Origin of the sequence: Fluviicola chungangensis (genome assembly GCF_007558725.1) — a bacterium.
Lineage (GTDB): Bacteria > Bacteroidota > Bacteroidia > Flavobacteriales_D > Crocinitomicaceae > Fluviicola > Fluviicola chungangensis.
In genome coordinates this window covers 146,210-168,949 of record NZ_VLPL01000004.1, presented here as the reverse complement: position 1 = coordinate 168,949, position 22,740 = coordinate 146,210, and the positions used below count along the sequence as shown (strand labels likewise).

General features: G+C 41.4%; 15 protein-coding genes. 9 read left to right on the top strand and 6 right to left on the bottom strand.

The genetic code is table 11. The features are described from left to right. The first annotated feature begins 1 nt into the window (after position 1). The 3 genes from dinB (at position 2) to FO442_RS09625 (ending at position 5,278) form a co-directional block, all read left to right on the top strand. Positions 2-1,222 carry a DNA polymerase IV gene (gene dinB / locus FO442_RS09635; RefSeq protein ID WP_144332962.1) on the top strand — a complete coding sequence of 407 codons (1,221 nt, stop codon included), beginning with the start codon at positions 2-4 and terminating at the stop codon, positions 1,220-1,222. Between the two features lie 448 nt (positions 1,223-1,670). After that, a complete protein-coding gene (locus tag FO442_RS09630; protein WP_144332961.1) occupies positions 1,671-4,616 on the top strand; it encodes a DNA polymerase III subunit alpha in 2,946 nt (981 codons plus the stop codon). A gap of 173 nt (positions 4,617-4,789) precedes the next feature. Further along, complete coding sequence (locus tag FO442_RS09625; protein WP_222101986.1) at positions 4,790-5,278, top strand: hypothetical protein; 489 nt, start codon at positions 4,790-4,792, stop codon at positions 5,276-5,278. A gap of 94 nt (positions 5,279-5,372) precedes the next feature. On the opposite strand, the gene FO442_RS09620 is transcribed toward FO442_RS09625, so the two are convergent. Beyond that, complete coding sequence (locus tag FO442_RS09620; RefSeq protein WP_144332960.1) at positions 5,373-6,605, bottom strand: DEAD/DEAH box helicase; 1,233 nt, start codon at positions 6,603-6,605, stop codon at positions 5,373-5,375. A gap of 232 nt (positions 6,606-6,837) precedes the next feature. On the opposite strand from FO442_RS09620, the gene FO442_RS09615 reads away from it, so the two are divergent. After that, positions 6,838-9,156: a T9SS type B sorting domain-containing protein gene (locus tag FO442_RS09615; protein WP_186280027.1), complete on the top strand. Its 2,319-nt coding sequence runs from the start codon at positions 6,838-6,840 to the stop codon at positions 9,154-9,156. A gap of 36 nt (positions 9,157-9,192) precedes the next feature. Here FO442_RS09615 and FO442_RS09610 read toward each other — a convergent pair whose 3' ends face one another. Continuing rightward, positions 9,193-9,669: a hypothetical protein gene (locus tag FO442_RS09610; protein WP_144332958.1), complete on the bottom strand. Its 477-nt coding sequence runs from the start codon at positions 9,667-9,669 to the stop codon at positions 9,193-9,195. Positions 9,670-9,723: 54 nt separating this feature from the next. On the opposite strand from FO442_RS09610, the gene FO442_RS09605 reads away from it, so the two are divergent. From FO442_RS09605 to FO442_RS09590, 4 genes are all read left to right on the top strand, one after another. Further along, positions 9,724-10,344, top strand: a complete 621-nt coding sequence (locus FO442_RS09605) for a GldM family protein (RefSeq protein ID WP_144332957.1) — start codon at positions 9,724-9,726, stop codon at positions 10,342-10,344. Positions 10,345-10,504: 160 nt separating this feature from the next. After that, positions 10,505-11,749: a serine hydrolase domain-containing protein gene (locus FO442_RS09600; protein ID WP_144332956.1), complete on the top strand. Its 1,245-nt coding sequence runs from the start codon at positions 10,505-10,507 to the stop codon at positions 11,747-11,749. Continuing rightward, on the top strand, positions 11,746-12,129 hold the full coding sequence (locus FO442_RS09595) for a YchJ family protein (RefSeq protein ID WP_144332955.1): 384 nt from the start codon (positions 11,746-11,748) through the stop codon (positions 12,127-12,129). Before FO442_RS09600 ends, FO442_RS09595 begins: the two co-directional genes overlap by 4 nt. 159 nt (positions 12,130-12,288) lie before the next feature. After that, entirely contained in the window at positions 12,289-15,189 is a 2,901-nt protein-coding gene (locus FO442_RS09590) for a sensor histidine kinase (RefSeq protein WP_144332954.1), read from the top strand. Positions 15,190-15,300: 111 nt separating this feature from the next. On the opposite strand, the gene FO442_RS09585 is transcribed toward FO442_RS09590, so the two are convergent. Beyond that, positions 15,301-16,257 (bottom strand): sulfatase-like hydrolase/transferase, encoded by a 957-nt coding sequence (locus tag FO442_RS09585; protein ID WP_144332953.1) that lies wholly within the window; start codon positions 16,255-16,257, stop codon positions 15,301-15,303. 331 nt (positions 16,258-16,588) lie between these two features. On the opposite strand from FO442_RS09585, the gene FO442_RS09580 reads away from it, so the two are divergent. Further along, positions 16,589-17,341 carry a LytR/AlgR family response regulator transcription factor gene (locus tag FO442_RS09580; protein ID WP_144332952.1) on the top strand — a complete coding sequence of 251 codons (753 nt, stop codon included), beginning with the start codon at positions 16,589-16,591 and terminating at the stop codon, positions 17,339-17,341. A gap of 12 nt (positions 17,342-17,353) precedes the next feature. Here FO442_RS09580 and FO442_RS09575 read toward each other — a convergent pair whose 3' ends face one another. The 3 genes from FO442_RS09575 to FO442_RS09565 are packed head-to-tail and all read right to left on the bottom strand — an operon-like array spanning position 17,354 to position 22,739. Continuing rightward, a complete protein-coding gene (locus tag FO442_RS09575; RefSeq protein WP_144332951.1) occupies positions 17,354-18,661 on the bottom strand; it encodes a TolC family protein in 1,308 nt (435 codons plus the stop codon). Beyond that, positions 18,658-21,714: an efflux RND transporter permease subunit gene (locus tag FO442_RS09570; RefSeq protein ID WP_144332950.1), complete on the bottom strand. Its 3,057-nt coding sequence runs from the start codon at positions 21,712-21,714 to the stop codon at positions 18,658-18,660. The genes FO442_RS09575 and FO442_RS09570 overlap by 4 nt, the downstream gene beginning before the upstream one ends. Continuing rightward, complete coding sequence (locus FO442_RS09565; RefSeq protein WP_144332949.1) at positions 21,711-22,739, bottom strand: efflux RND transporter periplasmic adaptor subunit; 1,029 nt, start codon at positions 22,737-22,739, stop codon at positions 21,711-21,713. The genes FO442_RS09570 and FO442_RS09565 overlap by 4 nt, the downstream gene beginning before the upstream one ends. Between the last annotated feature and the right edge of the window lies 1 nt (position 22,740).

The following is a 22,740-nucleotide window of genomic DNA, read 5'->3' as shown; positions in this document are numbered from 1 at the left end:
CATGAACGAACAACAACGCAGCATCGTTCACATGGATTTAGACACGTTTTTTGTCTCCTGTGAACGTTTGGAAGATAGTCGCCTGAATGGCCTGCCGATCTTAATTGGTGGAGCATCCGACCGTGGAGTAGTAGCCAGTTGCAGTTACGAAGCCAGAAAATTTGGTATCCACTCCGCCATGCCCATGAAAATGGCAAAAGAACGCTGTCCGGAGGCAATTGTAATCAGTGGGAATTCGGCAAATTACACCAAGTACTCACGGATGGTGACCGACATCATACAAGATGCAGTTCCCGTAGTGGAAAAATCGTCAATCGACGAATTCTATATGGACCTGTCGGGAATGGATCGTTTTTTTGGATGTTACAAATATGCAGGTGAACTGCGCCGGAAGATCATGAAAGAAACCGGATTGCCTATTTCTTTCGGGATGTCTGTGAATAAAACAGTTTCCAAAATCGCAACCGGGGAGGCCAAGCCCAATAATCAGATGAATATCATCGACGGGGCTGAGAAGTTGTTTTTAAATCCCTTATCGGTGCAGAAAATCCCCATGGTTGGACTTAAGACTTATCAAACACTCTGTAATTTGGGAGTGAAACGCATCGGAACGATTCAGCAAATGCCGTTGGAGATGATGGAAAGTGTACTTGGGCAAAATGGAATTGCTATTTGGAAAAAAGCGCAGGGAATCGATAATAGTCCGGTGATCCAGTACAATGAACGGAAATCAATCTCCAGTGAACGCACGTTTGAGAAAGATACGATTGATGTGGTGAGGTTAAAAGCAATTGTCTTTGCACTGGCTGAGAACCTCGTTTTTCAACTGCGTAAGGAAAAAAAGGTTTGTGCCTGTGTGACGGTAAAAATTCGCTATTCGGATTTTCAGACAAAGACCTTACAGCAACGTATTCCTTATTCGGCGGCCGATCATGAAATTATTCCGATGGTGATGAATCTCTTTGAGAAATTACATAACCGAAGGCTCCTGGTGCGCTTGGTTGGAGTGCGTATGAGCGAGTTGGTCCATGGAAATTACCAAATGCGCTTGTTCGATGAGGGATCAAGGCTCGCCACTTTGTACCATTCGATGGATGATATCCGGGAACGTTTTGGAGAACGGGCGATCCAGCGCGCAATAGGGATGCAGGTAAAACGCATCGGACATTTTAACCCTTTTCGGGGAGAAACCCCTATGATAGTTGCAAACCGGATTGTCTGACATTTTAAGAATAAAAAATGGAAAAGGAATTATCGAATATCCGAAGCAAACAGGGTTTGAACTACATGGAAAACAGATCGAAAGTGAGCAAGTTAGTAAACTTACTTACAACGCTAAACGAACATTTAAATTGAATCAAAGAAATTAAAATGAACTAATGTAAAACCAACCACCAAATAAACCGCTCGCTGCCCTCTGTTCACTAATAACGACCAACCACCGCCCAATCTAAACTAACCACAACGAACAGAAGGAAACGATCGGAACCGGGTTCCTGGATGTCACGCTACTGCCGGATCAATGCTTGCGCTGAAGCTTCAACATAGGCGCAGAGAGAAGGTATAAGTACCGTGACATCAGGAATTTGGTTGGTTTGATTGCATGCTTGCGATATTGCGATCAGCCCTTTGTTTTAAAGCAAGTTGGAGTCTTTTTATGAGGAAAATGTATGGTAAATATTCATTCATGTTACAGTTTAAAATACGGAATGGTAGATCCGGAAGAACTCGTTTTGTGGGGAGTAAATTCCGGCTATGAGCGCATTGCATTAACCGATATCAACAATACCTCAGGTGTATTGAATTTTGTGCGTTATAGTCGTGAAAACGGGCGAACTCCTGTCGTTGGAGTTGATTTTCGAAATGGAATTTCATGCTGTTATATCATTTTGGCCAGGAACAATGAAGGTTTTCTCGAAATAAACCGCTTTCTGAGCAAGCATACACATGAAGAAACTTCTTTTCCTGTGAAAGCTCCCCGACTCACAAATTGTGTGGTGATCTATCCTTGGGGAAAGGAACCTGAGAAGCTTGAAACATACGAATTTATAGGTATAGCGGCACATCAGTTGAATCGCTTTCGAATGAACAGGGAAAAAGGTTCGGATAAATACCTCGCACTTTCAAGTATGACTTTTCGGTCCAAGCGCGATTTTAACACTCATCGCCTGCTGCGTGCCATAGATCAAAATGTATTACTCTCAAAACTATCTCCCGAAGAACAAAGCCGGGAAGATGCAGTCTTTTTGGATAGAGAAAACTTGATAAACAGGTATGAAGAGTTCGGAGAGTTGGTTCTCCGATCGGAGGAAATCCTGAAAACGTGTTCCATCGAATTTGAATTCGCTCCGCAGGCTGTTTCCCAAAACCTGGCGCTTTACACGGATTCGAGAGAAAATGATCTGACATTGATCCGCTCGCTCTGTGAAAAAGGGTTGAAACATCGGTACGATGTCAGTACGCCTGAAATTCAAGAGCGGATAGAAAAGGAAATCAACGTGATTGACGAGAAAAACTACGTGACCTATTTTTTGATCGCCTGGGACATCATCACTTATGCCAAATCCAAAGGATATTATTACGTCGGGAGAGGAAGTGGAGCCAATAGCCTGGTTGCTTATTTGTTGGGAATTACAGACGTTGATCCCCTGGAATTGGATCTGTATTTCGAACGGTTCATCAATCTGTACCGGCAGAACCCACCTGATTTTGATATTGATTTTTCATGGCGTGACCGGGATGATGTCATTCAATACATGTTTGATCGCTTCGAGCATACGGCATTAATCTGTACTTATAATACCTTTCAGTATAAAGCTACGGTGCGTGAATTGGGGAAAGTATTTGGTTTACCCAAAACAGATATTGATATGCTTTCTGGTGATAAGAATTTGGGACACAAAGCAGATCCGATCCAGGAATTGGTACTGAAATACAGTAAATTGATTGCCGGACTTCCTTCTCACCTGAGTGTTCATGCAGGAGGAATGATCATCAGTGAAAAACCGATCAATTATTTTACAGCTACCTTTCTGACTTCAAAAGGATACAAGACAACCCAGTTCTCCATGATTGAATCGGAAGATGTGGGTTTGTACAAATTCGATATCCTTTCTCAAAGAGGATTAGGAAAAATTCGCGACACACTGGATGTGATCGCTTACAATCAACCTGCTCGTCCTCCTCATGATATTCATGATGTGCGCAAGTTCATTATAGATGACAAGATCAATAAATTATTGCGTGAAGCAAGGGCAATCGGCTGTTTTTATGTCGAATCTCCCGGTATGCGCATGTTGATGATCAAATTGCGAACCAATACTTACCTGGAATTGGTTGCTGCAAGTTCGATTATCAGACCTGGAGTGGCTTCTTCAGGAATGATGCGGGAATACATTTTAAGACACCGGGATCCGGAGCGGATCAAAGAAGCTCACCCGGTTTTGCTGGATATTATGCCCGATACGTATGGAGTCATGGTTTACCAGGAAGATGTAATCAAAGTAGCGAATCAATTCGGGGGCTTGGATTTGGCGGAATCAGATGTTCTGAGAAGGGGAATGTCAGGAAAATTCCGGTCCCGGGATGAGTTTTTACTCGTTCGGGATAAATTCTTTGAGAACTCAAGAAAAAGAGGTCACTCCGAAAAAGATATCCGGGAAATTTGGCGTCAGATCGAAAGTTTTGCCGGGTATGCTTTTTCCAAAGGCCATTCGGCTTCGTATGCGGTAGAAAGTTACCAGTGTTTGTACTTGAAGGCTTATTATCCATTGGAATACATGGTGGCGACAATCAACAATTTTGGAGGGTTTTACCGGACGGAAGTCTATGTGTTGGAAGCAAAAAAACTGGGTGGCACAATCGAAGCACCCTGTATCAACCGCAGCCGGGCAGAAACCATTATTCAGGGAACGATTATTTATCTGGGATTTCAACACATTGCCGGCATTGAATTAAAACACTTGGAACGCTTGGTCCGGGAACGGGAATTGAGCGGTGAATTTACCGGATTTAATGATTTGCTGCAACGGATTGTGCTTCCGCTGGAACAGCTTTTGTTATTGATTCGTGTGGGGGCGTTGCGGTCATTTGGTGTTCCCAAAAAGGAATTGATGTGGAATGCACATTTGAATTTTCATAAAGTGTTGGTAAAATCAGACGATCAGCCGCAGTTATTCTTGACGGAACAACGCCAGTTTGTATTTCCGGAGTTGAGTGAAACAGCTTTTGAAGAAGCTTTTGAACACCTCGAACTGTTGGATTTTCCATTGTGTAATCCTTTTGATTTGCTGGAAGAACAGCCAACGGATTGTGTGCTTGCAAAAAGCCTTTCCAACTATATAAACCGGAAAATTGGTGTCTGCGGATATTTGATTGCTGTAAAAAAAATAGTAAGTTCTAAAAATCAAATTGTGCATTTTGGGACGCTGTTTGACCGGGAAGGTGAACAATTGGATACGGTTCATTTTCAGGATGCCGCCTTAAAATATCCGTTCCGTGGAAGAGGAATCTATACTGTTTATGGAAAGGTTACCGAAGAGTTCGGACATTTTACGATCGAAGTGGAAGAGATGGAAAAAGTTCCCTACCGGGAAGATGTTCGGTACATTACTTGATTCTAATACAATTGTGTTATATTTGTAAGCTAAAAAAATAGTCCAATACAAATAAGTTTTGACAATATAAATAATTAAAAAAGTTGTACTTTCGTCACATCAGAACTACGCTACACATCTAATCAAAAAGTTACATGAAATTGTTTGATTTTTTCAAGTACAAAAAAGCTCAAATGAAAGAAGAGGAATCCTTGATATCCTTGAATTCAGACAATGATATCTTTGATAAGATCCAGCAGGAGTTTATCAGTAAAGCAATCAGCAATGCTGAAAAAATCGTTCGTGCTTTTAACACCAAATACGATGGAGCTTTTGATTATTCCATCCGAAGTTTAAATGTATTGGATAGTTTAATTGAAGACTTTTCAGACTTTGCGGATTTTTCGGATGAAGAGATCATTGACGATTTTTGTGCACAAGCCGGATCGTACATTCTGGAAGTTGCCAGAAGGAATTATGGAGGAGTTTATTTTTGGGAAGATAAAATGAAGCAGCCGATGCTGAAAACAGGACTTCCCGATTTTGAAATATCTATTCTGACTTTTGAAAAGGTCAAAAATCGAATTGTCAATGGAGATGAAGACAACATTCCTTACTTTTTTAAAGGATTTTCGGAATGTGTCCGAAAAGCAGAAAAAGGGAATGTGGTAACATTCGGTTAAAAAATATTTCAGACCCCACAGGAAGTCGGTATAGAAGTCCACCTGAAAAATATCCACCCGTTCCGGGTGAAGAAGCACGAAACAGGATTATTCTTTAATTAACCGGTTTCTTTTTTTCGAAAAACTTCTTCTTGTTCCGATTCTTATTCTTTCCGTTGGGAGAAGGTGAACCCGAAGTTTTCCATTCCGGCGTTGGACCGAATTCTTCAGGAAGTGCTACCCGTTGAATTTCCATTTCAATCAGACGTTCTATCCGCGAAAGCTTTGGCATATCCTTTTGATTAATCAGGGTGTATGCTTCTCCTTTGGTATTTGCACGTGCTGTTCTTCCAATCCGGTGCACATAATCTTCGGCATCTCTTGGAGCATCGTAATTGATGACCAGATTGATTTCTTTGATATCGATTCCACGACTCATAACGTCCGTAGCAACCAAAATGCGCGTCCGTTTGGAACGGAACCCCCTTAATACTTCTTCACGCTCTTCTTGTTCCAGGTTGGAAGAAACACCCTGTGTATTTTTATACCCTTTTTTTCTAAGGGCATAAACAATTTCGTGAACTTTACTTTTTGCGGAGGTAAATATGATGATGCTGTCGTAATTGGTACGTTCCTTCAAAATAAAGTCAAGTGCGGCATTTTTTTGATCGTCGAAACAAAGAATCACATTTTGGGTAACTCCCGCTGCCGGTTTCGAAATAGAGAGCGCGATTTCCTTCGGATGGATCAGGATCTTGGATGCCAGGTTCTTAATTTTCGACGGCATGGTAGCACTGAAAAGCAAAGTCTGTCTCTTTTTGGGAAGATGAGAAATAATCCGTTCAATATCCTCTGAAAAACCCATGTCCAACATTTTGTCCGCTTCATCCAGGATCAGGTGTTCCAGTTGAGAAAAATCAACATAACCCTGCATGATGTGAGACAATAATTTTCCGGGAGTCGCAACGATGATATCGGTTCCCTCAACGAGGGCACTTTTTTGTTCTTCCCAACGCGCTCCGTCACCACCCCCGTAAATAGCAGTAGATCCTACGGAAACAAAATAGGATAAACCTTGTATTTCCTGTTCTATCTGGATGGCAAGTTCACGTGTTGGAACCAATATTAATGTATTGATGGAAGCATCTTCTTTTCCGGTCAATTTATGTAAGATCGGAAGTATAAAAGCAGCAGTTTTACCTGTTCCTGTTTGTGCGCAAGCCAATAAATCGTGATTGGCTAATATTTCTGGAATGGAAAATTGTTGGATTGGAGTTGCGTTTTCGAAGCCCATATGGTGGATGGCTTCAAGGACCAAATCATTTAATCCTAATTCATTGAATTTCATAAAGGCAAAGTTAACGAATCTTATTGAAGCAACTGCGCTTTTGCGGATTAGATCATTTCATAATAAAATGTTAAAAACTAAAAAAAAAGAGTCTTCAAGCAACTAAATAGTTACTATATCCGTTTAGTCTTCATAGATTTGCGTTATGAAGAAAAAAACTGAGGAGGCAAAACATTGCCTGACTTTTCCTTATATTTTTAGATCAATGAATGATACATCTAGATTCGGTTGTATGAAAACTTTCGCCTTAATTATCGCATTAGTGAGTTTTACCCACGTTTCCATCGCTCAGATTGCTTCGGATAATCTAAGTTGGGTTTCCACAAATTCAGTTACTTCTGCAACGAGTCCATCTTTTAATACCTGTAGTGGCCCTGTTAGCTACACCATTACTTCCAGCCTCGGATTCCGGAATATTTCTGCAGCTGGAGATCCTAATTATACTACCGGAATGGTAACGCCGGCAGCTATTTTCGACCCCTCACTAACTATTCCTATAACAATTACCTTCTCGCAGTCAATATGTAATGTGCGTATTCGATTTGCAGATTTGGATGGTGGACAGAATGAGTATTTGAATGCGATTTCTCCTGCTTATAGTAGTTTGACGGATGTGATAGGTGATTTTTCTAACCCGGGAAACTCCTCACAGGTGAATGCGAATGTGGATAATGCAAGTGGATGGGTGGAATGGAACGGACCAATCACCAGTATCTCGTTTAATTACAATCGTCCTGGCCCAGGTTGTGGACTGATTATAGACTCCATGATTTTTGAATGTTGTACATCATCTCCTTGCAGCCAGTTTCCTCAACTGAATTTGGGGAATGACACCTTGTTATGTCAAGGGCAGTCATTGAATTTGGTGGCACCAATTGGCTACGATAGTTATGCATGGAATATTTTACCAGGAAACCAACCGGATGTTACCATCACAGCTCCGGCTTCAGTGGTGCTGAATGTGGTTAATTATACCGCTAATTTGGTTCAGAATGGAGACTTTGAATCGGGAAATACCGGATTCACCACAGGATACGGGCCTGGAACCGGTGGCGCGTTTGGCTTATTGACAAATCCATCGACTTATGCAATTACAACCAGTCCGAATTTAGTCCATAACAATTTTGGAGCTTGTAGCGATCTTGGAACCACCGGACCCGGGAATATGTTGGTTGTAAACGGATCAAATGTACCGAATACTACTGTTTGGTCCCAGGTGATTACTGTCGACCCGAATGTTGATTATTCTTTTTCGGCTTGGGTGACCAGTGTGGAGAACATTACACAACCGAATGTTGCAGTATTGCAATTCTTTATCAATGGGGTACAGATCGGACCGGTTTTCAGTCCAACATTGCTTTCATGTAATTGGCAACAATTTTCCCAATTCTGGAACTCGGGAGCCAATACATCTGCAACCATCAGTATCATTGCACAAGTCTCAAGTGGTAACAACGACTTTGCAATCGACAACATTACCTTTAATACGGTTTGTCCGCAGTCAGACACTATTGTGATTTCGTATGATCCTGCTCAGATCAGTGCGGGACCGAATGTGACTTTTTGTGAGAATGAACCGGAAACAATTACTGCAACAGCCAATTTTGCAAATCCTAATTTCACTTGGGTTTCGGGGCAAACGGGAGCAACCATTGCTCCGACAGCTTCCGGGAATTATATCGTTCAGGCACTTTCTCCGAATGGTTGTAATTTGAAAGACACGGTCGCTGTAACCATCAAAGCAATGCCGTGGGATTTTGATACAGTAGCTGCAATTCCTTCCGATTGCGGAACAAATAATGGGGCAGTTTATGTTTTAATGACCGGAAACTTTATCGGGCAGCCGTTATACACCTGGAATGGTCCCGGAGCAAACAATCCGAATCAGATCAATGCTTCCGTGTGGCAAAACCTGTCTCCGGGATGGTATTACATTGATGTGGAAAACAACGGTTGTCACAGGAATGATTCCGTACTGGTAACCCCATTAAATCCACCGGTTGCGAATGTATCTGCGAATCCGACTTCGGGATACGGGCCTCTATCGGTGACATTTACCAATGGGAGTACCAATGCCAATAGTTTTGACTGGTACTTTGGAAATGGGAACAGTACAACTGCAAACGACTTATCTTCTCAAAATCAGGTATACGATTCCGTAGGAACTTACCTGGTAACCTTGGTTGCAATCAATGGAACATGTACAGATACGGCTACAATTGCGGTAACAGTGATTCCTCCGTATGTTCCGCCTGTAATTCCTCCGATTGTTCCCGTGGATTTGAAAACACCGAACATTTTCACCCCGAATGGAGATCATGTGAACGATTTCTTTACATTCGAACTGTTGAATATTAAGTCTTTAGATGTAACAATAGTTAATCGCTGGGGAAATCCGGTGTATACTTCCAGTGCGGTTCCATTTAGCTGGGACGGGAAAGATGCTGCTGGCAATATGATGGACGAAGGAGTTTACTTTTATAAGTATACGGCCAAAGGTGCACAAGATGAATTGCTTGAAGGGCAGGGGTTTGTGCAGCTGTTTAAATAGAAAACCACACCAGAATAGATAATTGGCGGGCCGGAACTAGTTTTTCTGAGTCCGCCATTCTTTTAAAGTCAATTCCCGGTCTTCTACTACGTCGTAATAATAGATTGAGTTATCAGGGTAAATCCGGAATTCGAAATAGGTAGCCAAAGCTTCTCCGTTGTCCTCAGAAATAGAAATCCCGTAGTATTCCTGATCGTCTGATGGGAAAGAGGAGATGCGGCCAACCAAATGGCGTTTCCCTTTCGATTCGCGTTCTACTTTATCCGATAGTGCTTTTACTTCGGACAGGTTCCACACTTTGACGATCAGCTTGTCCTCGGTGCGTGTGTTTTGAACATGCGTATCTTCCGTGGGTTTCTTCAGCTCTTTCGTCCCGACTTCAGGTTTGGGGGCTTCGTGTGATGGGTGGGATTCAACTGGAGATTCAGGAATCTTCCTTTCTTCCTGGTTATCACCACATGAAAAAAGAAGAGTCGTAAAAAGAATGGCTGCCGGGGTTTTGTAATGTTTCATACCACAAGTTAATTATAAATCCGTATATTTAGTAATAAATTTAACATCTGCTGTATGAAAATAATGATCGGTTTAATCGCTTGTTTGTTCAGTTCTTTTGGTTTCGGACAAGTAGCTTTGGGAATGCCTGAATACAATGTAGTTTATCGTGGTTATGACAATAAGTTTGAGATCGGTGCCGGAGCCGATACCCGTTTTGTGGTGTTGGAAAGTGCACAAGCCGAAGTTTTTAGAGGAGATTCCTGTTTTTACGTCAGACCGACAGGTCCTGAAAAAACCATTACCCTGACCGTGAAAAACCTGAAGGAAAATAAAGTGCTGAAAACATATGAATACCGTGTACTGACTTTACCAACTCCTTCGGTTTATGTGGGTAGCGCTTTGGAAGGAACAACGGTTGTTACGCTGGATCAGGCTGTTGTACGCGTTGGGTACGAGGAAAATGCAGTGCTTCAGAGTGCAGGCTTTGATGTGATCAGTTATGAAGTCAATTCCGTTTCCATTGCAAACCCGCTTCCTTCGATTGCCGGATCGAAAATTACCCCGGAAGTTATCGATGCATTGACTAAAGCAAAGGCTGCAAACAAAGGAAATCCCGTAACATTTAATGTTGTGGTCCAGGCAAAAGGAAAAGACGGATTGATCCGCAAAAGAACGGCGGCGTTTATTTATTAGCAAAGTTAATGGTTCAAAACAGGCTTCCGGCTAATCACTGAAAATTGGTTGAACGTGTGTGTTTTGAGTCGGTTAAACGAATATGAACCGTTAGGATTTCGATTATTAAATTGATTTTAAGGAAAGAAAGGATTCGTTGAAGTTTTGTTAACTTTGTTTCATGATTCCCGGATTTACTCGATTTACGACTCTTTTTGTATGCTTTTTTTTGCTTTTTGGCTGTCAAACGGAGGGCAAACTCACAAAAAAAATAACAGCTGAAACGGTGTCGGATGCCTTTCATTTCCCGAAATTCAACCCGGTACCCAAATCGTTTGTTCCACATTATTACGACAGTATCAGTAATTTCTACCGCGAACGGATTGCTCAGGACTTTAATGGGATGTTCCTGGTAGCTAAAAATGGGGAAATCGTTTACGAACGCTACAAGGGACTGGCGAATCATCAATTCAAACAACGCATCGATAAACACACGCCGCTCCATGTTGCTTCAATTTCCAAAGTGGTCACTGCGATTGTAATCTGCAAATTGGCAGATTCGAACCTGGTGATCCTGGATAAAGATATTCGCTCGTATCTGCCGGAGATTATGTATAGCGGAATTACGGTCAGAATGCTCCTGAATCACCGGAGCGGAATTCCTTATTACGGTTATTTTCCCTATTCGATCTGGCCGGCTACCAAGACTTTGACGAACCAAAAGATCGTGCAACTCCTGAATACGTATAAGATGCCTTTGTATTTTCCTCCGAATACCCAATTTTCGTACTGCAATACCAATTACGTGCTTTTGGCTTTAATTGCGGAACGGATTACCCGCAAGAAATTTCCGGCACTTGCAAAAGAACTGGTTTTCGAACCATTGAAAATGACGGATTCGTTCATCAATGACGGATCGCAAAATTCGGATTCGATTGCCCGGTCGTATGATTCCCGCAACAGACTGGAACCATTTACCAACCTGGACGGAGTTTATGGGGATAAGAATCTGTATACAACAGCAAGGGATTTATTGAAATTGGATAAAGCCACTTACTCCAATGTTTTTTTGAGTGATTCGATCAAGAAGGAAATGTTTCGCGGATACAGTTATGAACATAAAGGAAAAAGCAATTACGGATTGGGTTACCGCATGCGAGAGGATGGAGGAAAATCGACCTTGTTCTTCCATACGGGATGGTGGCACGGAAATACCGGGTGTTATGCTTCGTTGAGAAAAGACACCATCTGTATGGTTATTATTTCGAACCATTATACCAAAAAGGTCTTTGGAATCAATCGCCTGTCTACGCTATTCGGGAATTACCCGTATGAACCACTCATTGACACGAAGGAAAATTTCATCCGCCCGAAAGTAGCGATTGAGCGGATGGATGAAGCGATTCGGAAAAAAAACAAACCATGAGTTCCGGATCAATGCAGCTATGTTATTGCGGCAGTCAAAAATCAATTGAAACGTGTTGCGGGCCATTCCTGTCGGGAACCTGTTTTCCCGCAACTGCGGAAGAATTGATGCGCTCTCGTTATTCGGCCTATGTAACGATAAACATTCCCTATATTATTGAAACCACATCCCCGAAATTCCGGAAGTATTACAACCCGAAATCACTCCTCGAATGGGCTGAAAACAGTACCTGGATTAGTCTCGAGATTCTTTCCTCAGCTGAAAGAAGGGTCAAATTCGTAGCAACGTATTTAGATGAAAACGGTCAGTTGACAAGACATGTTGAAGATTCACGTTTTGAGAAGGTTGACGGTCGCTGGTACTTCATGGATGGGAACTAATTGAGCCAAACTTTTAGGTCTTTCAAGCGGTAGATTGATTTGAAACGACCATCAGTTGAAAGGCTGAATGATTGTGCTCATTTTTTTGATTCAATCAAAATTCAATGAAAACAAATAGATTCTCTTAAATTTGTTTCGTATATCTATTGCTTATTCAATTTGATCAAGTACATTTTATCAGGACTCTTTTTTATTGGATTTGCAGGATTTGCATTTACTCAAAAAAACCGTATTTCATGGGAATATAATTATGCCCATTATGGTATTGAGAACGGAATGCCAAGTTCCGAAACTTACCAGGTTTATCAGGACAAGTCGGGCCTGCTGTGGATTTTGACAGATCGTGGAGTTGTTCGGTACGATGGATTTGAATTTCATAAATATACCGTTGAAAACGGGTTGTCTGACAATGTCAATTTTCGAGTGACGGAGGATGAAAACGGAGGGGTTTGGTTCATAGGTTTCAATGGCTTGTTAAGCGTTTTTAAAAACGGGAAAATGCAAGCCTACCAATACAATCATTTGCTTGAAAAGACTATTCCCGTGGGCCGGAACACGATTATATCTCTTCATGTTAAAAAGGATAATTCAATCGTTTACAGTGTTTTCAGAAAGAAAATGATTGAAGTAAGTTCAAAGGGTAAAGTCAGGGACTTATCGGCTAAATGGAAGAATAATGCCTATTTTATTGAGTTTGGAAACGACATATTGTGTCTCCAGAAAAAAAATCTTACTAATGTCAATGCGTTTTTGATTAAGGATAATAAGTGGATTTTTTCCGGAAACATTCTATTAACTGGCACTACCAGGGCAAAAAAGTATAAAGGACAACGGTTTGTGACTTCCAATTACAAGTTGTACTTCTTTGACGATCAGAAATTCAAACGAATGATTGATTATCCGCAGCATGAAGTCATCGGATTGGATTCCGATGAACGTTTTTTATATGTTGGATTGTACAAGAATGGCTTGAAAAAATACACCTTTGATCCGAAAACCAAAGAGCTTGTGCTTGTTCAGCACTATTTACCGAATTACTCGGTTACTTCTGCATATACGGATTCGAAAGGGACTTTATGGATTACTACATTGGAAAAAGGTCTTTTTGCGGTCTATGACGAGGCCTTTAAACAACTTGCCGTTAATGAGAAAAAATTAACCGAGGAAATTCGCTTTATCAGTGGGAATAAGAATAAAATAATCATCAATTATTATGTGGGTAAATGGCAGCAATTGTATCCTCCGTTTCGTTGTAAAGATGTTGGGAAAATAGTCCACAAATACAATTTATTACCTGTAAAAGAAGGATTCGCATTTGAACGGGGAGTTATTGACTGGAGCGACTGGAAAGATGTAGACGCAACTTATTTTGGAAATCCGGTTTATGAAACCCGGAATTCTGTTGTGGGATTCTCCAGATTGACATACGAAATTGTTGAAATGAAAGGGACCTCTTATGTGGGATATGACATAAACCACATTGATCGCTCTAAACTGATAGGGGCCTATTACTGGTTTTATCTGTTTCAGAATAAAAAGATGTTCATTTTATTTGATGAAGGAGTATTTGTCTTTGATATTGAAAATTCAGAATTGAAGGAAAATTACAGACCGGTTTTAAGAAAGCGAATCAATCAGATGGAATACAATGAGACGTGGGGATTACTTGCATATTCCAGCTTAGCGGGGCTTTATCAAATTAATATGGACGATGAAACTCCTTCGAAGTTTGCACCGCATCTCCATTTGGGTAAACAAGTTTCGAGCATTTTCTTCGATGAAAAGAACCGGCTTTGGGTAACAGGAGATAAGGGGGTATTTTTGTTAGTTAAGAAAAATGGGAAAATAACCGTCGATTTTTTTCTGAATAAAAAATTACTTTCAAGTGCAGAGATTACGGATTTGTATGCATACAATGATGTCCTTTATGTAGCTACCAAGTTTGGTGTTCAGAAGGTGGAGATTGCGAAAGTGAAAAAAGAAAGAAAGCATTTTCCGCTTGAATTGTTTTCTATCCGGGCATTTGCAAAGAATGAAGAAATTCCAGCGAATAAAGTGTATCCGGCTAAAACGGACCTGATCAAAATTACCCTTTCCAGTAAAGACCTGGATAAACACGTCGAATACAGGTATCGTTTTGGAAAAGATGAAACCTGGATCAGATCCAACAAGGGAGAAATTATCCTGAATAATCCTTCAGACGGAGAATTTAACCTGGAAATCTCCTGTCTGAATACATTTGATCAATGGTCTAAATCCAGAATTATTGGTAGGTTTTCCGTAGAAAAAATCATTTTTTTGCGTTGGTATTTCATTTTGCTGTATATCATTCTTTTGCTCTTGTTGTTTTACCTTGTTTTGAAGCTTTCGATTCAATCGGTTAACAAAAAGAATTACATGCTGAACCGGATGATGGAGTTGGAACAAATGGCCCTTTCAGCCCAGATGAACCCTCATTTTATTTTTAACTCACTGAATTCAATTCATAGTTTTTTATTGTATGAAGAAAATGAGAATGCCGAAAAGTATTTGCTGCGTTTCGCTAAACTGATCCGGCAAACGCTGACAAATTCAAGAGTAACCTACATTACTGTCCAGGATGAATACGATGCGTTAAAGAATTACATCCTACTGGAATGCATGCGTTTTAAAAATAAATTCAGCTTCCAAATCGAATGCAATTTCAGTCAATTGCCCTATTATCCGTGTATTCCTCCTATGCTGATCCAACCGTATGTAGAGAACGCAATCATCCATGGATTGACCAAACGAACGGTGGGAGCTGAATTATTGGTGAAATTCTATATGGAAGAGGGAATGTTAAAAGTTATAATCCAGGACAACGGAATCGGATACGCAGAATCCAAAAAAAATAAACGGGATACCGGGCATAAATCCTATGGGACAAAAATTACTGAAGAACGTTTAAAATCCCTGCAAGGAAAAGGTAAAAATTCGTATTCAGTTACAATTAGTAATGCAGATGACTCCGATTCCCGTTTTCCGGGAACGTGTGTCATTCTGAGCATTCCGATATCAATTCATTCCAAATCGATGTAGAATGAAACAGACCGATTCCATCTTCTCTTTTTAGTTTGGCGGATTTACTGGATCGAAACGATTTCGGGTTACATCGGTGTGAAGCGTATTTAGTCCGGTACGAAAGCAAAACTAGTTAAACAATTCCTGTAAAACGCGGCCTTTTCCGCTTGGCATCGGGAAATGCAGCATTTCTGAAATGGTTTTGCTGATATCCAATTGTTCTGCACAGTTCGTGGACTCTACATTCTTTTTGAAATCCGGACCAATTGCCAGTAAACTGATGTGCCTGCATCCTTCACAATTGTCTCCGTGACTGATGTACCCATCTTTGTGTCCGTCCAAATGACGACCGTGATCATTGGTAATGATCAGTGCGGTCTTGTCCTTCATTTTTTCATTGGATTGAATCATGTTCCACAATTGAAATGCATAATCATCACATTTTTGGATAGATTTCAGGTACATATCCCATTGTTTCGAATGTGCATAGGAATCTGCAGCCAACAAGTTAACCAGCATCAGGTGAGGTGGATGATTTCCGGAAAGCACTTCCGTTACTTTGTCAAACGTTTCCTGGTCCGAAGTATAGTCCGCACCATTTCCGTGAAGTCCGCAATAAGTAGCAGGTTTGTATACATTCCACCACTTTTTGTAGTGTGTGTTTCCAAGGACTTCCAGTTTTCCTTTGCTGGAAATTATCCAGGCATCGGACTTTGGGACTCCTTTCTCCTTGAGGTAATATTGAAACATCGACGGATATTTCGGCAATTGTTTCCCGGCGTTTGAAAGGCGTTGATACCTTCCGGTAGTAATCGCTGAATGGCCCGATATCGTATAAGTAGGACCATTATTCCAAAAGTTGCTCAGAAGTACCCCTTCTTTTTTTAACTCATTTCCCAGGTGAGGAATATACTGATAAGTTGTGTCCCCAAATGTTTCCGTATAGCGCGGCCCATCAATAACCAGGACAACGATGTATTCCGTAGCGTATTTTACAGTCTGATCTTCAGGCAGTGTATTGAAATCGAAAGAGGAAGTAAGTAGTACTCCAACTGTGATGACCACCGAAAGTAACAATTTAGCCATGTTTCATTTTGAAGTCTTAAAGTTACTTTTTTAAATGGAATACAACCACTGTCAAAGATTGATGATTTAAAATAAACTCCATTTTGTAACGTTTCTTAATTTTAGAATTCTAAACTGAGAGACTTCTGCTTATGATAAGCTTTTTCGGGATTAAATTTTTAATTCATCGCGTAAGATTCCTGGATCCAAAAGGAGAAAAGGAACCTGTTTTTTTATTAAGATACAACGAATCAAAACATGTTCGGTGCAAAACGATCATTTCAAATAAACGCTGCGTTACTACTGTAAATTTTGCTTCAGAAGAAGATTACAACTATTTATTTCGACGACTATGAAAACTAAAAGAGTATTGATAATTGATGACGAAGTTGATGCAAGGCGTGTAATATCTAAATACCTGGAACGTTATTTTCCGAATTTCCAGGTATTGGGTGAGGCGGATTCGTTCAAATCTGCTGTGCAATTAATCAATGAAACGGAAGCTGATTTGATATTCATTGATATCAATTTGGGGGACGGAACCGGTTTTGACGTCCTGGATGAAAGTGATGCTTTTGCGGCTCAAATCATTTTCACTACAGCTTTTGACCAATACGCTGTAAAAGCATTCAGATACCAGGCACTGGATTACCTGATGAAACCGATCGATTCGGAATTGTTTGTTGAAGCTGTAAACCAGGCATTGGATAAGGTTCGTGAAAGACGTTCGATGAGTGAAGACCAGATACTGATCTCCTACGGGAACGGAGAACGTAAAATTTCCATTCCAACAGCGGATGGAATGTGTTTTGTTCGCCTGGACTCCATTGTTTCTTTCGAAGCCGACAGCTCGTATTGTAAAATATTTTTGGACGATGGAAAGGAAATCCTGGTTTCCAAACCCCTGAAATTCTTCGATGATAAATTAAGAGCGAATGTCAACTTTATACGCCCACACAAATCCTTCATTGTCAATATGAAATTTGTGGATGAATACCTCAAAGAAGAAGGTGGTTACATTAAAATGAAAAACGGATTGAAAATCCCGATCTCACGTCAGAAGAAAGAAGATGTTATCCGTGAGCTTCAAATACACTTTTTATAATAAAACCTTGGTTTACGGAATCAATTTCTTGTAATCTCCAGTGAACAGGGACAGATTCAATACGGCCGTTCTCAAATTGAATTCAGCGCTTAATTGACGGTTTTTCGCCTGGATGATCGAAAATTGGATTTCGCGTAATTCGAATTGGGTCAATGAACCATTTTCAAAGGATTTTTGTGCGATCTCAAACATTTCCGTCGTATTGATGATAGAGCTGTTTTCCAGACGGTACATGCGTTCCGAAAAGGTGTAATCCTGCCAGGCCTTATCGACTTCTGTGCGGATGGCTTGTTCCTGTTTTTCCACCGTGAGTTCCGCATTCTTTTTTTGAAGTTTGTTGTTTTTCACAGCGGTCACATTGGATAACCCGTCCAGGATCGTCCAGCTTAGTGTAAAACCGAAGCCGGGTCCCAAACTGCGATTCGAGGAAAGCAATCCCACTTCACTTTTAGAAACGGTAGCGGCATACTGCGCGTAAAATGACACCTGCGGATAATACCGGCTCTGTAATTCTTTACGCTGCATATCAAGAATGGCAATCTGGCTTTTCTGTACCAATAAACTGGTGTTTTGTGAAAGGGCGTTTTCCAGGATAACAGCCTGGTTGAGTACCGGAAGTACTGGAACAGTATCATCTACATCAAACGAAACCTCTCCGGCTTGCCCCATTATCATTGCCAGGTCTACTTTTATTTTGCTGATGAGATTCAGGTGCTTCAGGTAATTCGAACTGTCTGTATTCAAGTCTAATTTTGCCTGGAGTAATTCCAGGTCACTTGCCGCTCCGTTTTTTGATCGAAGGGAAATGAGGTCGTAGCGTTCTTTCGACAATTGAATGGCTTCTTCATAAACCACTTGCATGCGTTTGTAATACTGCAAACTGTAATACAAAATTGAAGCCTGGTAGATCGACATTTCCATCTGTGCAGTTAGGTTGATGGTTGCCAGGTCTTCCTGTAGTTGAAGACGCTTGTCCCTGGCAAACATGGCAAAACCGTCAAAGAAGGTCCAGTTCAAACGCACGGAAGCCGTCAATGAATTATTATTTGCACCGTTTTTTTCATTCACCTGCCCCGAATAGAACTCCTGGCGTGTATTGGTGATCGTCCAGTTTTGGTCTGCATTCACACCGATTGTGGGCAGATATCCGGCCGCACCTGTATCGTTGGAATTATCGGCTATTGTTACATTATTCCGTTGGATCAATACATCGAAATTTTTTTCAAGAGTGCGTTTGATCACTTCTTCGAGACTTAGAATCTGTTGTGAAAAAGCAGAACCGGTTGAAAAGAGTAGGAAGAGAAGAATTAAATTTTTCATGCTTTTGCTTTCGATTTTTTAGACGTCAGATAGATATATAATCCGGGAAGAACAAACAGGGTAAGAACGAGGGAAAAGGCCAAACCGCCAACAATGGTGATTCCCATAGAAATGCGGCTGGTAGCTGCATCTCCCAAAGCAAGTGCAATTGGAAGTGCTCCGAGAATGGTTGCGAGTGTGGTCATTAAAATGGGTCTGAAACGCTGAGAGGAGGCATCGATAATTGCTTCTTTAATACTTAAACCTTCCTCGCGGCGCTGATTGGCAAATTCCACAATCAGGATTCCGTTTTTTGTAACCAATCCAATCAATACAATGATTCCGATCTCAGAGAAAATATTCAGTGTTTGGTCTGTAATCCAAAGTGAAAGAACGGCTCCGGCAAGAGCCAGAAGTACGGTAACCATCACGATTATCGGATCACTGAAGCTTTCAAATTGTGCTGAAAGTACCAGGTAAACCAATACAAGAGCTAACAGGAACGCAAAAATCAAACTGCTTCCGCTTTCTGCGAATTCTTTGGATGTTCCTGCCAGGCTGTGGGAGAAACTCTCTGGCAACACTTTTTCTGCAATGTTATCCATTGCATCGATCCCATCGCCAATAGTGAAACCATCGTTAGGCTGTGCAGAAACCGTTGCAGAAACATACCTGTTGTAACGAAAGAGTTGGGGTGGACTTGATTCATTTCGGACCTTGATGAGGTTGTCCAGCGGGATTAATTCTCCCGATTCACTTTTTACCTGGATTGCTTTTAAGTCGGAAGGATCATCCCGTTTTTCTTTCATTGCCTGACCGATCACCTGGTATTGTTTCCCGTTCATAATAAAATATCCATAGCGTTGGCCTGAAAAGTACAATTGCAGGGTGGATGCAATATCGTTCACACTTACCCCAACACTCTCTGCTTTATCGCGGTCAATATCGATCTGCAATTCCGGTTTGTTGAATTTCAGATCAACATCCACAATTTTAAATGTCGGGTCTGCCGTTGCCTGTTCCAGGAATTTCGGCAGTACTTCTTTCATGGCTTCAAAAGTCGGGGCCTGAAGTACATATTGTACCGGCAATCCTGATGACCGTCCTCCGCCAATGGTTTGCTCCTGGATAATGAATGTGCGGGCAAAATTGAATTCACCCAATTTTTGATTAAGTACCTGGACGATTTCTTCCTGTGAACGTGTCCGGTCTTTTGTGGGAAGCAGGTTCAATCGGACAAAACCTTTATTAACTCCTCCGGATGCATTAAAACTGGGGGAGGTTACGGCAATAATATTGGATTTCTCCGGCAAGGTGTCTACCAGGTCGATGATTTGCTGCTGATGTAGGTCCATCCGTTCGAATGACGTTCCTTCTGGAGCATTTGACATGATCATGAAGCGGCTTTTGTCTTCCATGGGAGCTAATTCGGACTGTAGTGTTCTTCCGTTGAAATAAATAATAGCCAGTGAAATAACCATAAGAATAAACGCAATCCATGGTCTTTTCATAAATCTCGTGAGGGAATTCCGATAACCTGACATCAATTTATTGAGCCATACTTCCGTCATTTTGTAAAAACGGGAATGACGCTCTTTTTTTCGCAGCAAGCGCGAACTCATCATGGGAGTTAAGGTCAGTGATATGAAAGCCGAAATGATAACGGATCCTGCAACGACAATTCCGAATTCACGAAACAAGCGGCCGGTGAGTCCCTGCAAGAAAATTACCGGAAGAAAAACAGTGGTCAGTGTTATCGTTGTTGAAATAATAGCGAACAGAATTTCCTTTGAACCTTTGTGAGCAGCTTCTTTCGGATTTTCACCGCGTTCGACCCGTGCGTAAATGTTTTCCATTACAACGATCGCATCATCAACGACCAGTCCGGTAGCAAGCACAATTCCGAGCAAGGTGAGGAGATTGATGGAGAAATCTGAAATGTACATGATGAAGAACGTGCCTATTAATGAGATCGGGATAGCAATAATCGGAATCAGGGTTGTTCTCCAGTCTCTGAGGAACAGGAAAATGATGATGAGTACCAAACCGAAAGCGATCAGGATCGTTTCTTCTACTTCTGAGATGGATTTACGGATATTTTGGGTGGAATCCAGGGCAACGCCCAGGTGAACATCTTTCGGAAGTTCTTTTTTGATCTGCTCTACTTTTTTGTAAATCTCATCAACAATCTCAATGTAATTTGCTCCCGGTTGCGGGTTTACAGCGATACCGATCATTGGAGTACCATGATTTCCGCGAAGCAGCGTGCGTTCGTTTTCCGGTGCAAGTGTTGCATTTCCCACGTCTTTCAACCGGACGATCTGAGTTCCTTTTTTTGCAACTATCAGGTTGTTAAATTCTTCTTCCGTTGTTAAACGTCCGAAAGTACGGATAGTCAATTCAACCGTGTTTCCTTCAATTCTTCCTGATGGTAATTCCACGTTTTGGTCCAGGAGGGCATTTTTTACTTCCAAGGCTGTTAAACCCAGTCCAGCCATCTTTTCGGGGTCCAGGTTGAATTTCATGGAAAATTTCTTTTCTCCCCATATACGGATTTCACTAACACCTTTGATGGTTTGCAAACGTTCTTTGAAGACATTGTTACCAAGGTCAGTCAATTGAAGCAGGGTCTTTTTATCCGATTGAACGGTTAATGAGAAGATAGTTTCGGCGTTTGCATCTGATTTTACTACAATTGGAGGATCGGCATCGGGCGGAAGGTTTCGAATGGCAGCAGATACTTTGTCGCGCACATCATTTGCTGCGTTATCCAGGTCCACACTCAAATCGAATTCCACCACAATCGTACTTCTGCCGTCTGCACTGGTGGAAGTAATGGTACGGATCCCGGAAATACCGTTGATAGACTCTTCAAGTGGCTCAGTAATTTGGGATTCGATCACATCCGGGTTTGCTCCGGTATAGTTTGTAGTAACTGTAATAATCGGAGGATCGACAGAAGGGAATTCGCGAACTCCCAGGTACATAAAACCGATAATCCCGAAAAGGACTATGATAATGGACAGAACGGACGTAAGTACCGGTCTGTTAATACTTAAGGATGCAATATTCATTTTCCTGCAATTTTAGTTTTTACAGGCATTCCGGCTTTAACAGCCAATAATCCGGAGATCAATACCTGGTCACCTTCCTTCAGGTTTCCGATTACCTGCACCTTGTCCGGCGTTCTGATACCGATCTCAACAGGGATTTCTTCCACTAAATCGTTGCGGACGACCAATATTTTCTGACCTTTTAAAACCGGAACAACACTTTCTGCCGGAACCATAAATGCATTTTCTTCTTTGCCCATATCGTAGTTGATGGATACAAAGGAACCGGCAATTAATCCTCCCGGATTCGGAAGGGAAGCACGAACAGTCATCATCCGTGTTCCTTCGTCGATGCGTGGTTCAAAAGCATATACTTTCCCGGAGTACGACTTGGAATCATCAGCTGTTTTGAATTCGATCACTTGTCCTACCCGCACATTCCGTGCATATTTCTCAGGAACGGAAAATTCGATCTTGACCGGGTTTTCCTGGACGATGGAAGTAATCAGGGTACTGGAAGAAATAAATGCGCCTTCACTCACATGCCTTAAACCGATTTTTCCCGAAAAGGGTGCACGGATAGTTGCTTTTGATATCTGAACGTTTAACAGGTCCAATCTTGCTTTCGCATCAGCCAGTGCCGATTGAGAAACCTCATATTCCTGTAAACTGATTCCTTTTGCCTGGTAGAGGCTTTTTTTTCGGGTTTCGTCTTTTTCTGCAAGGTCCTTTTCAACTATTAATTGTGCTTTTTGTGCTTTCAAAATATCTGAGTCGACCTGGACAAGTATGGTTCCTTTCGCAACGGATTGTCCTTCTTTGAAAGAAATATGCTGAATTCTTCCCGGTACTTCCGAATAAATGTCCACCTGTTCATTGGGTATGATGGAACCGGGAATAGCAATGGAACGAACGACCTCTCCAGGTTTGAGCACTACAACATCGACTGTAACTATGGGTGCCTTTTGAGTCTTTAAATCTTCTTTTTTTTCTCCGCAAGCGCTTACGAAAAATAAAAGTGATAAGATGAATACGGTCCTAATCATG

Bases quoted from the DNA above. Each gene is read 5' to 3' on its own strand.
- dinB (WP_144332962.1), top strand. From the start codon at position 2: ATGAACGAACAACAACGCAGCATCGTTCACATGGATTTAGACACGTTT.
- FO442_RS09630 (WP_144332961.1), top strand. From the start codon at position 1,671: ATGGTAAATATTCATTCATGTTACAGTTTAAAATACGGAATGGTAGAT.
- FO442_RS09625 (WP_222101986.1), top strand. From the start codon at position 4,790: ATGAAAGAAGAGGAATCCTTGATATCCTTGAATTCAGACAATGATATC.
- FO442_RS09620 (WP_144332960.1), bottom strand. From the start codon at position 6,605: ATGAAATTCAATGAATTAGGATTAAATGATTTGGTCCTTGAAGCCATC.
- FO442_RS09615 (WP_186280027.1), top strand. From the start codon at position 6,838: ATGAAAACTTTCGCCTTAATTATCGCATTAGTGAGTTTTACCCACGTT.
- FO442_RS09610 (WP_144332958.1), bottom strand. From the start codon at position 9,669: ATGAAACATTACAAAACCCCGGCAGCCATTCTTTTTACGACTCTTCTT.
- FO442_RS09605 (WP_144332957.1), top strand. From the start codon at position 9,724: ATGAAAATAATGATCGGTTTAATCGCTTGTTTGTTCAGTTCTTTTGGT.
- FO442_RS09600 (WP_144332956.1), top strand. From the start codon at position 10,505: ATGATTCCCGGATTTACTCGATTTACGACTCTTTTTGTATGCTTTTTT.
- FO442_RS09595 (WP_144332955.1), top strand. From the start codon at position 11,746: ATGAGTTCCGGATCAATGCAGCTATGTTATTGCGGCAGTCAAAAATCA.
- FO442_RS09585 (WP_144332953.1), bottom strand. From the start codon at position 16,257: ATGGCTAAATTGTTACTTTCGGTGGTCATCACAGTTGGAGTACTACTT.
- FO442_RS09580 (WP_144332952.1), top strand. From the start codon at position 16,589: ATGAAAACTAAAAGAGTATTGATAATTGATGACGAAGTTGATGCAAGG.
- FO442_RS09575 (WP_144332951.1), bottom strand. From the start codon at position 18,661: ATGAAAAATTTAATTCTTCTCTTCCTACTCTTTTCAACCGGTTCTGCT.
- FO442_RS09570 (WP_144332950.1), bottom strand. From the start codon at position 21,714: ATGAATATTGCATCCTTAAGTATTAACAGACCGGTACTTACGTCCGTT.
- FO442_RS09565 (WP_144332949.1), bottom strand. From the start codon at position 22,739: ATGATTAGGACCGTATTCATCTTATCACTTTTATTTTTCGTAAGCGCT.